Here is a 12,390-nt window from a genome sequence, read left to right on the forward strand (position 1 = left end):
TCGGGCTTTTACGGGCAGCAGGGTCCCCACTTAACTTCTTTGCTTTCGCTGAATTTTGAGATGGGGGTCCTACTGCCCACAAATAGCGGAATACATTCGAAATGAACTTTGTGTTCTCATTAACAATTTATCGTATTTAATAAAAGGGTTCTTTCTCTTTTATATGGAAAAATTAATAAGGGTAAAGAACAATACCGAAAGACAAGGGTGGTTGTCGTGATAAAAACAAAAGATGAAATTAATAGAATTGTAAAAGAAATACAAAAGAAAATAGATTTCTCTGGAGTAGTTTTAGTAAAAAAAGAAAAAGACTTAATCTATGAAAAAGCAATGGGTTACGCAAACAAAAGTGAATGTATAAACAATACGATACAAACAAGATTCGGCATTGCCTCAGGATGTAAAATTTTCACTGCAATTGGAATCTGTCAATTTGTTGAAAAAGGTGTTATTTCTTTTCATACAAAATTAAAGGATTGTCTAGAGATAAAACTTCCAAACTTCGATGAAGATATTACAATACATCAACTACTAACGCATAGCTCTGGTATACCAGATTATTTTGATGAAAGTATTATAGATAACTTCGAGGATCTTTGGAAACAAACACCTATGTATCTATTAAAGAGCTTAAAAGACTTTTTACCATTATTCCAAAACAGTAATATGATGTTTGCACCTGGGAGTAAGTTTCACTACAACAACGCAGGTTTTATCATACTTGGATTAATAATAGAAGAACAGACGGGACTTAAATTTACGGAGTATATAGAAAAGAACATTTTTAATTCGATTAGCATGAATGATTCTGGCTATTTTTCGTTAGATAAATTACCAAGACGTACAGCTCTAGGATATATAAAGGACGAAACCAACCAAAATTGGAGAACAAACGCTTACTCTATACCAATAAAAGGAGGGGCTGATGGAGGTGCATATGTTACTGCACCAGACATGTTGAAATTTTGGGCGGCACTATTTAATAATGAAATTTTAGGAAAGGAATATACAAAGTTACTTTTAACTCCCCACATTCATGTAAATGATAAACAGTCTTACGGATATGGAATATGGATTGAAACACGAGAAAATAAGGTATTCAAATATCATGTAATGGGATATGATCCAGGCGTCAGTTTTCGCTCGGCCATATATCCAGAATTAGGAATCACTTTAGTTATTCCATCGAATAAAGAGGCAGGACCTGAAAAATTAATGACAGAAATAGAAAGAGCTTTTTAATTATATGGATATAAAAGAAGAGATACGAAAATAATTTAAACGGGTTTATGATTGTTTCTGTTCTGAAAAATATTTTAGTTAACGAGGAACCCTTTATTTATTAAATAAGGGGTTTTTGTAATTCTGCACAATTACATATATTTATACGGATTTTTAAATTAAAAAATATTACTATATAATTGTAAATTTAAATTATTAATTCATATGAAAGGATGTGTTAACAATTTGTATATGATCAACGGTAGTTTGTTTATTATTTTAGGGGTTATTTGTTATTTAATTGTACGTGGAATATTAATTGGTACCAAAAATAAAAAACATGTGATTTGGTGGAAAGAAATAGTAAGTTTTTTATTCGTGGTTTACATTTGTATGGTTGTTGCAGTAACTTTATTCCCTTTACCAATCGGTTTTCCTTCTAATATTGAAAATCTGAATCGCTCGGTCAATATAATACCATTTGCATCAATTATTAAAGACATCAATCAAATTGGTAGTGCTTATGATGGGGATGCCCTATTTATGATTGGTCTAATTGTAAGAAATGTAGGCGGGAATATTTTATTATTAATGCCTTTAGGATTTTTAGCACCAATTTTATGGGATAAATATAAAAAGTTCAAAAATACTATTTTATTAGGATTTACTATATCAGTTAGTATTGAATTGCTACAATTAATTCAGTCTTTATTTAGTGGAGTGGGACGTATTACTGATATTGATGATGTGATTTGTAATGTTCTAGGTTCTATTTTTGGATATTGTATTTATAATAGCTTTTTAAAAGCCATTAATAAATTTAACATTCGAGTGTTGGGTAAAACTAATTCTAAAGGTGTGGAATTAGTTGATAAATAGGAGTTTAAACGAGTTATTAAAGGCGTACGAGTAAAAAGTACGTCTTTTTATTTTATAAATAATGCTTAAGGCTGATGAGAAATCACATTTTCCATCTTACACTTGAAAGTAGCTATCGTATTTCAAGTATGGAATGAAAAGAGGAGAATATAATTTTTAAAGATAAACAAGTTTATAGGAGGATTCTAAATGGATATTTTACTTGTTGTTCTTATTATTGTTTTGATGCAAAATAAAGAACGAAAAGTGAAAATAAACCGTATTTGGCTCATTTCGGCTTTGTTGTGCTTTGTAACAATCCAGTCCATTATTCATATGGGACAAATAACTTTGCTGCAAGGACTACTGTTTGTTGTAATGCTTGGAATCGGCTTAGGTCTTGGAATTATACGAGGAAGAGCTTTAACATTTCGAGTAGATAGTGAAACAGGTCATGTACTACGAAAAGGAAATTGGGTAAGTACAATAATCCTTCTTATTATTTTAGGAGCAAAAATTATAATTAAACAAAGTATGTTTTCTGGTAGTACACACCAGACATTAATGGTTGTAACAAACGCCTTTTTATGTATTACATTAGGCACCGTGATTAGTAGACGTTATTATATTTGGAAAAAATATAATGAATTAACACAAAAAGCGTAAATACATTCATCCCTTGTTTAACATTGCTAAGAACGGTAATACTAATTAACATTGAACTTTTACAACAAGGGATGATAATATGATATACATTTACACAGATTTTGGTGGAACACATACTACCTCACTAGCTGCAGCGTATCATTTAAATAAACTACCAACGGATCGTAAGTTAACGAAAGAAGAAATTTTGAATGTAGATTACTTTAATAAATTGAAAACAGAAGATATGGGAAAAATTATTTTTCATGGAATCGATGAACATGGTCATCCTGTATATACGATTGGATGCGGCGCATCAAAAGTTGTTGTACCTGCGATGAAGCATTTAGGAGAAATCTTGCAAAAACATTATCAAAGCCATGAAAAGATTATATTTTCTAATACATCACCAACAGTGCCTTTACCGATGACTTTCGGTGGGCTGTTTTCTAGAAGGTTCCATATTGATTTTATTGGCGTACCGTTACTCGTATGGGGAGCAAAAATTTGCTGTGATAATATACAAAGGCTTGTTAGTTATACAAAAGAAGCTGGACGATTAACGAATGATTATGTAGTAATTTTAGATAATGAAACTTTTAAATAGTATATGATAAGAAGAAAATCGAGCAAATTCCTTGATTTTCTTTTTTATTTGTGAAATAGACAAGAAATAGTCACATTTAATATGCATCTACTATAGCCAAAACAATAAAGTCCTGTTACTATTACAGGGATATTCTCTTTTCATAACATAAATATATAGAAAAATTAGAAAAGAGGAATTGAATTAAGGGAGGAACAACATGAATCGTGTTGCTTGGATTACTGATAGTACAACTGCGAGTTTTAAAACAGAAGGAGATAACTTTGTTATCCCAATTGAAGTTATTATTGATGGTGTGTCGTACAAAGATTGTGAAGAAGGTGTGCGTGAGCGCGTTTATAATGCTTTGAACGAAGGTAAAACTGTCACTACATCACAGCCTAACATAGGGGAAATGGTAGAGTTATTTTCGAAATGCAAAGAAGAATATGAAGAAGGATTTGCAGTTGCTATTAGCGGAAAAGTAAGTGGAACCTATCAAAATATGAAGTTAGCTGCAGAAATGGCAGGTTTTCCATTAACGGTATTAGACAGTGAAACAACAAGTTATCCAATGGATGAACTAATTAGAAAAGCGAAATCGTTATACAATGATGGTATGACTTTACAAGATATACACAAAACATTAGTAGAGGAAAAAAGAAGACCTTTTCACGTATTCCCAAAAAGTTTAAAAGGCCTTTATGCAAGTGGGCGTGTAAAGGGAGTTCAATTTTTACTTGGAAGTTTATTAAGTGTCAACTTAATATTAGAAGTAAAAGGTGGAGAGCTTTTACTTGAAAAGAAAGTTCGTAAAATCCAAAAATGTCGAGAATATATTAAAAATGAACTTGAAAAAGAATTACCAAAAGTACTTCACATGTTCCATGCTAACGATAAAGCTGGAGCTGAAGAATGGATTGCAGATATTAGACAAGCATTCCCTGAAATGGATTTCAAATTATATCCATTACCAATTTCATTTGCGGTTCATGCAGGTGAAGGTACAATTGCAATTAGTTATTAAAGTAAAACCCGTGAATAGTTCACGGGTTTTTTATTTATAAATGGTGCACGCCATCATCAAGTTGAATTTTTATAGCACTCTAGAACGAAATTTGTGTTAACTTGAAACAAAAATCTTATTTTATCGTTTTGGGGAGCAACCACAATTCCTTGACTTGATTTGAGATTAAAAATATAAACCTTTTCCTACTGGCTGAACAGTTTCTAGTACAATATCAACCATCTCTTCATTAAGTAGGGTCCTTATAATCCAGGCTGAGAGTTCTTGAGCAGCAAAACAACCCGCAGCAGTCGAGATATTTCCTTCGTTTACGAAACTTTGCTCAATAACGTCTACATCAAATTGTTTTAGCTGTTCTACTGCGGATGGATATGTTGTAGCTTTTTTACCAGTTAGTAATTTTTTAGCTCCTAATAGTAGTGAACCAGAGCACATAGATCCTATTAATTGTCTTTGAGGATCTACATGAATGCTATTAATATATTGTTGATTTTTATATAAATCCTTTACACCTTTACCACTTGCAAATATTACAGCGTCGGCAAAAGGGATATCAGATATGCTTCCTGTCATGGGAATACGCAAGCCAGACATAGATATATGAGTTTCTTCCGTTCCTAAAAGCTGTACATCCCAATCAGAAAGACCACCGACTAAACGTACACGATTTAATAAATCCCATGGTAGAAAAACATCTATATCAGTAAAGTTATCGAAGCAGACTATTGCAATTTTCATTTTCTAACCCTCCACTTATATATATCATTTTATTTATAATATAAACATCTCCTTTTTATGTTCTATATCAAGTTATAAACCCCTGTATATTACACGTATATGAAGGAGGTGTAGTGATTTTTTAATTCCTCTAAACATAAAAAGATATAAAATCATTTTCTTGGTTTCTATCGATTTTTTGTACAAAACCAAGACCCGTAGCAACAACTCGTATGGTATTGGGTATGAGGATTTTTAAAATTCTCAGGGAAATAGGTGTAATTTATCACACATACAAATAGAAATAAAAACGTCATCCTTTCTTATAAATTCACAGATAGAAACACGTTTTTCGCTTTTAGGGGGCATTATTTCAGTAGTTTACTAATCTATATATAATATGATTTTTATAATTTCCGTAAAATAATTTTGACGTATTTATTTTTTCAATATAAAATAATATTCATCCATCCAAATTTAACCAATAGTATATAAAAGATATATCTTTAGTTTCAAGGGGAAAGGTTAATATAAAAGTAAGGAAACTAGTTACGCTTGCAGTACCATTTATGCTATTATACGTGTCAGTTCAATTAACCAGAATTCTTCAAGGCAATTTCAGCAACTGAACGAAATCAGAATGGATATTATTTTTGAAGAAAAAGTTTAAGGAACAATTGATGAGTTATACCGAAAATCGGAAATTTATAATAGAAAATAAGTTTCATATAGAGGTGAAATTATATGCCTAAAATTGACAATATGTTAGCAATTCTTTGGATGCTTCGTTCAGGTGAAAAAATTACTGCAAAACAAATTTCAGAAAAATTAGAGATGAATATAAGGACTGTGTATCGTTATATTGATACAATTTCAACTAGTGGAGTACCTATAATTTCAGAATCAGGACATAACGGCGGATACACTTTATTGAACAATTTTATTGAAGCCCCTCTTTTTTTTGATTTTGAGGAGCAAACTTCACTATTTCATGCTGCTGTTTTTGCAGAAGAAGCCGGGTATTATGGAGGTGAAGCGTTAAATAGGGCCATTTCAAAACTAAGTAAATACTCAAATCAAGAGCAGGAAACAAAGATAAATCAACATTTAACTAGTCTTGAAGTAATAAGTCGATTAAGTCCGCTCTCTATAGAAACTTTTTTGAAGGAGTTGGAGCAGGCCGTAGCTGACGGGTACTCAGTAAAAATTCTTTACCATAAAAATGGTGAAAAGAAATTAAATTATAGATTGGTCGATCCATACAGAATTATCTATTGGAATAATAAATGGTATGTGATTGGATTTTGTCATCTTAGGAATGATATCCGTAGTTTTAGAGTAGATCGAATTGAAAGTTTAATGTTAACGGAAAATAAGTTTAACCGGCCAGAAAATTTTTCAGCACGGGACTTTTTTATAAAAAGTCTTCTTCCAACTATAGAAGATAAGAAAGATATTATTTCTTTGGTTATTAATGGGGATAAAAATGTATTAGCTGATATTTGCCAACATTGGTTTTTAGGACATTATTTACAAGAACGGACTTCAAATCAAGCTGTTTTTCTTCTTGAAAAAGATATGATACATACATATGTACCTTATTTACTTTTATCGTACAATAAATCTATTAAAGTTATTGAGCCAATAAGTCTTAAGAAAAGACTTATTGAAGTTCTGTCGGAATTAATAAAATTTCATCAAGTATGATAACTTCCCTGACGTTAACTGTCAGGGAAGTTATATTATAATAGCTGTATAAATTGTGATTGGAGTGTTATTGGATGCAAACAAAAAAAGTTTTTCTATATGTATTTAATACAATGTCGGACTGGGAATATGGATATTTAATTGCTGAACTAAACTCAGGAAGATATTTCAAAAAAGATTTAGCACCTTTAAAAGTAATTACAGTAGGAGCTAATAAAGAAATGATTACTACTATGGGAGGACTGAGCATAAAACCAGATATTTCCCTTGATGAATGTACTCTTGAGAGTAAAGATCTTTTAATTTTACCAGGAGGGACTACTTGGAGCGAAGAAATTCATCAACCTATCTTGGAAAGAATTGGCCAAGCTCTAAAGATTGGCACTATTGTTGCTGCAATTTGTGGTGCAACTGATGCCCTAGCGAATATGGGATACTTGGATACTAGAAAGCATACAAGTAATAACTTAGAATATACTAAAATGGTATGTCCTAACTATAAAGGAGAAAAGTTTTATGAGTTGGGATCTGCGGTATCTGATGCGAATTTAGTTACTGCATCAGGAATAGCTCCTCTGGAATTTGCAAGGGAGGTACTGAAAAAAATAGATGTATTTACACCAGATGCATTACATTCATGGTATAATCTAAATAAGACTCATAAACCTGAATACTTCTTCCAGTTAATGAATTCAATAAAAAAATGAAATAATTAAAAAGCGCAATTTCTCTGTTTTGATTTGCAGAGAAATTGCGCTTTTTAATTTGGAATACCCTTATCATTGTAAATCGGCATTTTCCTGACGCTCCCCCTATGTAACCTTCTACAGTAATCCTACGTGTTGAACGTAATTAAATAATATCGAAAAAGCGCAGGATCAGCATCCTGCGCTTTTCTATCGTAATTCAGCGGTTTTTCTAATGACAATCTTATCAATATCATCTTCTTCATCACCAATAAATAATCCGCGTTCTTTTAAATATGCTTCAAAATATAAATCTGCTTCAGCGCGTTCGTCATATGGCTTTACAGAGAGAACGAAACCTAATTTGTTTTGTTCTTCTAAGTGAGAAGTGGAGATGTAAGCCGGTACATTATGGCGTAAAAAGAGTTCTTTAACTGGAATAATCATATCTTTCATTAATTTCGTTAGCATACCCATTTCAAACTCGAAATTAAAGCGATCTATACTAGATAAATCAGCGAATACTACACCGATAAAACCTGTATTAAATACTTCTTGATATTCTACATCTTCATCATGGCCGCCATAAAAATTCTTTTCGATTAAATAATTTACAAAATAAGCAACGCCATCACTTTGTTCAAATGGTTTCGTTGAAAGAACAAAACCAATTTTCTTTTGTTTATGTAAATACACACATGACATGTATGCTGAAATGTTATGTTCTTTAAACAAAGCGCTTGTTGCTCCAGAGAGACCATCTAATACGTGATGAACAATTTGAAGTTTTTTACGAGCGAAATAATAGGATTTCTTTTGTAACTCCAATGTATCAATAAAGACAGAGCCGATAAAGCCTGTATTTGAAATAATAGGTGCTTGCTTTTTTCTTCCTCTGCGCTTTAATGGAGCCATTGTTAAAATCATCCCTTCATGTACGTTTAAAATAAAAAAGAACATTTGTTCGTATATTTATATTTTACTATTAAAACGCTATAAAGTAAAGGGTTTTTGATGAAAATATAACAAAAAAGACACCTTATAAAAGGTGCCTTAAACGCTGTAGGGAATAGGGTTTATCCTAACTATTTATATTATGATACAGAAACAATCTCTTCTGTATCTTCTACATCTAAATGACAGTCCATAGTACGAACATCTTGATCTTCATGACTTCCGAAATAAATAGTAATTTTCATATGTATCGCTCCTTTATTCTAGGAATACCTAAAATAATTACTAGTAATGTTAATATTTATTATATACCACTTTTTTCATTCCGACAACGTTATATCATTTTTAATTATTTTAAACTATAGAGCACAATTTAAAGAGGTACTTTTTATAAAAAAAGGTAAATTTCTAATATGTTATATTTAATATAGAGGGATTCGAGTGTTACTTTTTATGAAAAGGAGAACTATTGATGAATTATAAACAACTACTACTAGAAAACTTTGCATTTAAAACTTCATATGTTGCACAATTTGTGCCCGGAATGAGTATAAAAAAAACGAAAGATTATATTGCTGTTGATTGTGGATTACCTGCCGATACATTTAATATCATCACTCTACTAAACAATAATTTAACGGAAGGGATCGAGAAATTATATAAAGAGGTAGAATACTATTATCAAAGAAATTTTCCAATGAGTGTTTGGTTATGGGATGAGGAGCAAGAGCGGGATATAAAAAGTAAGTTAATTAAAATCGGTTTAAAAGAAGTGGAACAGAATATTGCGATGGTAGCAGACTTAAAAACAATTTCCCCAACAATAAACATGCCAGTAAGTTTTACTATTCAACAAGCATCTTCACCTGGACAAATAAATAAATTTGGAGAAACGTTAGCTGATCTATTCGGTACATCAGAAGAAGGTATACATGTACAAGCATTCTATAATCAAATTTCTAATCTTGATATATGTAACAGTGAGAATCTGAAATTATTTTTAGGGTTATATGAAGGTGAAGTCGTAACTGTTGGTTCATTGATATGTTCAAAAGATAGTATTGGTATTTATGACATAGCAACGAAAGAAGGAATGAGAGGACGAGGGTTCGGATCTGCTATGTTCAATTTCCTGCTGCAAGAAGCACATAAATTTAAAAATACGTATTGTGTATTACAAGCTTCAACCGATGGAATCAATATTTATAAAAAATCGGGATTTCAAGCTATCGGCAAAATGACTGTATTGGAAAATCGACATTTAATTGAGTAAATCATTCAAGTTAAATTGTCTTTATATAGGAGCTTATAAATCGTTATGAAAAAGATATATCTCGTTACAATAATTTGTGCCTTTATAATAATAAGTATCTTTGTTTTTCAGAAAATTAATGAACATAAGTATACTAAAGCTATGAATCAATCAAATCATATAAAAAATATCGCACATAGAGGTGCTTCTGCGTTCGCGCCTGAACATACAATAGCAGCATATCGATTAGGCCAACAAATGAATGGAGATTATATAGAAATTGATCTCCAAATGACAAAAGATGGACATTTAGTGGCTATGCATGACGAAACCTTAAACCGTACAACAAATGGTACAGGGCTAGTGAAAGAGCATACATTAGAAGAAGTAAAGCAACTAAATGCAGGTTCTTTTTTTAATGAAAAATATCCGAACTTAGCAAAGAAAGAATTTGAAAATGTTAAAGTCCCAACATTAACAGAAATTATTAAAACGTTTGGGCATAATGCGAACTATTATATCGAAACAAAATCACCTAATGAATATCCAGGAATGGAAGAAAAATTATTAGAAATTATTAATCATTATGAAATACAGGATAAAGTTATTATTCAATCGTTTAGTGAAGAAAGTCTACAAAAGATTCATGGCTTAAATAGTAATATATCCTTAGTACAATTATTACCTTATAAAAAAGCAGTTCAATTAACAGAATTAGAGATAGAAAAGTATAAAACGTACTGCATAGGTCTTGGTATGAATTACAAATATATTGATTCAGATTACGTAAAGAAAATAAAGAAAAGCGGATTAGAAGTTCATCCATTTACAGTAGATAATGAAAAAGATATGAAAAAGTTACTTTCATGGGGAGTCGATGGGATGTTTACTAATTATCCGGATCGTTTACATTCAATATTATTGGATTTGAAAAGTCATGAATAAGAAGTGTTATTCATAAAGGAAAAATTTACAAAACCTGCATATTAGGATTATCAATGCAAGAAGGCATGTAGCATATAAAAAGAAAATACCAAAAACCGCAACTTGAAGACTTAGGTTGTGGTTTTTTTATTGCTTCGATTTCAACTTACAAAGTTTGAAGCTAGAAGTGAAAACCTTTTTAGCTGAATTGGCTTCCTATGTATTTGTACTTCGTATCGTTCTAGGTATATGTACAACCCGTGAGACGAGTTTTGCATAGGATAATAGAAAAGGAGATGTTGCATATTGAAATACCACAATAGAAATGTAAGTAATCTGAATAAATTAGCGGATAATACGAAAGCTGCAGCTTTTAAGTGGTATCAGTACTGTATCGACAATGGAATTGAAGTATTAATTTATGAAACAATCCGTACAGTCGAGCAACAACGTGAATATGTTCGTAAAGGAGCATCACAAACGATGCGCTCATATCACTTAGTAGGACAGGCATTAGATTTTGTTCCAATTCAGTCGAATGGTACAGAAGATTGGAATGGCTATAATAAAGAACCGTGGGCTTCAGCAATTCGTTATGCTAAACAAATTGGTTTCGAATGGGGCGGTGACTGGAAAGGATTTGTGGATAGCCCGCATTTGCAATATAACTACAAAGGGTATGGAACGGATACTTTTGGAAAAGGTGCTCAAAACGTAGTGACTCCTCCCACGTCGAATGATAATGTAGGGGTTGCTTATATTAACGGTAGTAATGTAAATTTACGAAAAGGACCTGGTACTGGATATGGCGTTATTCGTCAATTAGGGAAAGAAGAGTCCTACAAAGTATTTGGACAATCAAATGGCTGGTTAAATCTAGGTGGCGATCAGTGGGTTTATAACGATCCATCATACATTCGTTATACGGGAGGAAATGTACCAGCAACTTCACAATCATCAAACGATGGTGTAGGTGTAGTTACTATAATCGCTGATGTATTGCGTGTTCGTACCGGCCCAGGAACAAATTACGGCATTGTGAAAAACGTGTACCAAGGTGAAAAATATCAATCGTTTGGATATAAAGATGGTTGGTATAATGTTGGTGGAAATCAATGGGTTTCTGGTGAATATGTTACGTTTGTAAAGTGAAAATAAGAGCCGTCCAGTTGGGCGGCACTTTATTTTAAATATTCATAGGGCGAACACTTATAATATCATTCGTGATACATAGAGTATAATTTTTCATTCTAATAATCAGAAAGTAATCAAAATGTAATTAATTTCAACTACGCTTTTTATATTTTTTTGATACACTGGCTACGAGGGGGATACCAATTAAGGTCGGTAAAAACCAAAACCATATTGGCGGAAGTAAATTTATAATGGGAATATGGATGCCGACATTTACTAAAAGCGCGGTGACTGCACCAATATAAGAACCTAACATGCCTCTAATGTGGTGATGGAGCCAATTTTTCCAACGTTTTTTTCGTGCAAGGTATCCATAAATCGCAAATGAATAAGAGAAGATTGCTACATAAAATAAATATGCGATTTTATCCCAGTTGATAATGGATAATATTATTGCCGTAAGGGTAATGACAACATAGGATGCATGATATATTTCGCCCCATTCGGTATGTTTTCCTTTCTTCTTTTGGGCAACCATCGCTACAATACCAGTGATTAAGCATATTGTTCCAAATAGGATGTGTATGGTTAAAAGAATGTTAAAAATGCTCATAATAATTCCTCCTTTTTTATTTTTATAGTATTGCAGTATAGGAGAAAAGTTGAAAAATATAGTTAG

Annotated in this window: 13 protein-coding genes; 10 read left to right on the forward strand and 3 right to left on the reverse strand. The window is 31.9% G+C overall.

Features of this window, described 5'->3' with window-relative positions; all coding sequences use genetic code 11:
• Positions 1 to 216 precede the first annotated feature (216 nt).
• The 5 genes from MR112_RS13240 to MR112_RS13260 all read left to right on the forward strand — a co-directional run bounded on the left by MR112_RS13240 (position 217) and on the right by MR112_RS13260 (position 4,337).
• Complete coding sequence (locus MR112_RS13240) at positions 217 to 1,242, forward strand: serine hydrolase domain-containing protein (RefSeq protein ID WP_242245028.1); 1,026 nt, start codon at positions 217 to 219, stop codon at positions 1,240 to 1,242.
• A gap of 225 nt (positions 1,243 to 1,467) precedes the next feature.
• On the forward strand, positions 1,468 to 2,100 hold the full coding sequence (locus MR112_RS13245) for a VanZ family protein (RefSeq protein ID WP_242245029.1): 633 nt from the start codon (positions 1,468 to 1,470) through the stop codon (positions 2,098 to 2,100).
• Positions 2,101 to 2,289: 189 nt separating this feature from the next.
• On the forward strand, positions 2,290 to 2,745 hold the full coding sequence (locus MR112_RS13250) for a DUF1453 domain-containing protein (protein ID WP_242245030.1): 456 nt from the start codon (positions 2,290 to 2,292) through the stop codon (positions 2,743 to 2,745).
• Positions 2,746 to 2,824: 79 nt separating this feature from the next.
• Positions 2,825 to 3,331 (forward strand): DUF3189 family protein, encoded by a 507-nt coding sequence (locus MR112_RS13255; protein WP_000639421.1) that lies wholly within the window; start codon positions 2,825 to 2,827, stop codon positions 3,329 to 3,331.
• A gap of 199 nt (positions 3,332 to 3,530) precedes the next feature.
• On the forward strand, positions 3,531 to 4,337 hold the full coding sequence (locus tag MR112_RS13260) for a DegV family protein (RefSeq protein WP_001082413.1): 807 nt from the start codon (positions 3,531 to 3,533) through the stop codon (positions 4,335 to 4,337).
• Between the two features lie 165 nt (positions 4,338 to 4,502).
• Here the strand turns inward: MR112_RS13260 and MR112_RS13265 are convergent, their stop codons facing one another.
• Positions 4,503 to 5,075, reverse strand: coding sequence for a DJ-1/PfpI family protein (locus MR112_RS13265; RefSeq protein WP_000684456.1), 573 nt, complete (start codon positions 5,073 to 5,075; stop codon positions 4,503 to 4,505).
• Between the two features lie 723 nt (positions 5,076 to 5,798).
• Here MR112_RS13265 and MR112_RS13270 point away from each other — a divergent pair.
• Positions 5,799 to 6,761: a helix-turn-helix transcriptional regulator gene (locus tag MR112_RS13270; RefSeq protein ID WP_242245031.1), complete on the forward strand. Its 963-nt coding sequence runs from the start codon at positions 5,799 to 5,801 to the stop codon at positions 6,759 to 6,761.
• Between the two features lie 74 nt (positions 6,762 to 6,835).
• Positions 6,836 to 7,468: a type 1 glutamine amidotransferase family protein gene (locus tag MR112_RS13275; RefSeq protein WP_001193598.1), complete on the forward strand. Its 633-nt coding sequence runs from the start codon at positions 6,836 to 6,838 to the stop codon at positions 7,466 to 7,468.
• Between the two features lie 189 nt (positions 7,469 to 7,657).
• Here MR112_RS13275 and MR112_RS13280 read toward each other — a convergent pair whose 3' ends face one another.
• Positions 7,658 to 8,362, reverse strand: a complete 705-nt coding sequence (locus MR112_RS13280; RefSeq protein ID WP_000035355.1) for a hypothetical protein — start codon at positions 8,360 to 8,362, stop codon at positions 7,658 to 7,660.
• 511 nt (positions 8,363 to 8,873) lie between these two features.
• Here MR112_RS13280 and MR112_RS13285 point away from each other — a divergent pair.
• The 3 genes from MR112_RS13285 to MR112_RS13295 all read left to right on the forward strand — a co-directional run bounded on the left by MR112_RS13285 (position 8,874) and on the right by MR112_RS13295 (position 11,729).
• Entirely contained in the window at positions 8,874 to 9,674 is an 801-nt protein-coding gene (locus MR112_RS13285) for a GNAT family N-acetyltransferase (RefSeq protein ID WP_242245032.1), read from the forward strand.
• Positions 9,675 to 9,719: 45 nt separating this feature from the next.
• Positions 9,720 to 10,598, forward strand: a complete 879-nt coding sequence (locus MR112_RS13290; protein WP_000725649.1) for a glycerophosphodiester phosphodiesterase — start codon at positions 9,720 to 9,722, stop codon at positions 10,596 to 10,598.
• A gap of 285 nt (positions 10,599 to 10,883) precedes the next feature.
• Entirely contained in the window at positions 10,884 to 11,729 is an 846-nt protein-coding gene (locus MR112_RS13295; protein WP_078187138.1) for a M15 family metallopeptidase, read from the forward strand.
• A 133-nt stretch (positions 11,730 to 11,862) separates the two neighbouring features.
• Here the strand turns inward: MR112_RS13295 and MR112_RS13300 are convergent, their stop codons facing one another.
• Complete coding sequence (locus tag MR112_RS13300; protein WP_000021744.1) at positions 11,863 to 12,324, reverse strand: DUF2306 domain-containing protein; 462 nt, start codon at positions 12,322 to 12,324, stop codon at positions 11,863 to 11,865.
• Positions 12,325 to 12,390 lie beyond the last annotated feature (66 nt).

Source organism: Bacillus cereus group sp. BfR-BA-01330, from assembly GCF_022663885.1.
GTDB lineage: Bacteria > Bacillota > Bacilli > Bacillales > Bacillaceae_G > Bacillus_A > Bacillus_A cereus.

Bases quoted from the DNA above. Each gene is read 5' to 3' on its own strand.
- MR112_RS13265 (WP_000684456.1), bottom strand. From the start codon at position 5,075: ATGAAAATTGCAATAGTCTGCTTCGATAACTTTACTGATATAGATGTT.
- MR112_RS13260 (WP_001082413.1), top strand. From the start codon at position 3,531: ATGAATCGTGTTGCTTGGATTACTGATAGTACAACTGCGAGTTTTAAA.
- MR112_RS13270 (WP_242245031.1), top strand. From the start codon at position 5,799: ATGCCTAAAATTGACAATATGTTAGCAATTCTTTGGATGCTTCGTTCA.
- MR112_RS13290 (WP_000725649.1), top strand. From the start codon at position 9,720: ATGAAAAAGATATATCTCGTTACAATAATTTGTGCCTTTATAATAATA.
- MR112_RS13285 (WP_242245032.1), top strand. From the start codon at position 8,874: ATGAATTATAAACAACTACTACTAGAAAACTTTGCATTTAAAACTTCA.
- MR112_RS13300 (WP_000021744.1), bottom strand. From the start codon at position 12,324: ATGAGCATTTTTAACATTCTTTTAACCATACACATCCTATTTGGAACA.
- MR112_RS13280 (WP_000035355.1), bottom strand. From the start codon at position 8,362: ATGGCTCCATTAAAGCGCAGAGGAAGAAAAAAGCAAGCACCTATTATT.
- MR112_RS13255 (WP_000639421.1), top strand. From the start codon at position 2,825: ATGATATACATTTACACAGATTTTGGTGGAACACATACTACCTCACTA.
- MR112_RS13275 (WP_001193598.1), top strand. From the start codon at position 6,836: ATGCAAACAAAAAAAGTTTTTCTATATGTATTTAATACAATGTCGGAC.
- MR112_RS13250 (WP_242245030.1), top strand. From the start codon at position 2,290: ATGGATATTTTACTTGTTGTTCTTATTATTGTTTTGATGCAAAATAAA.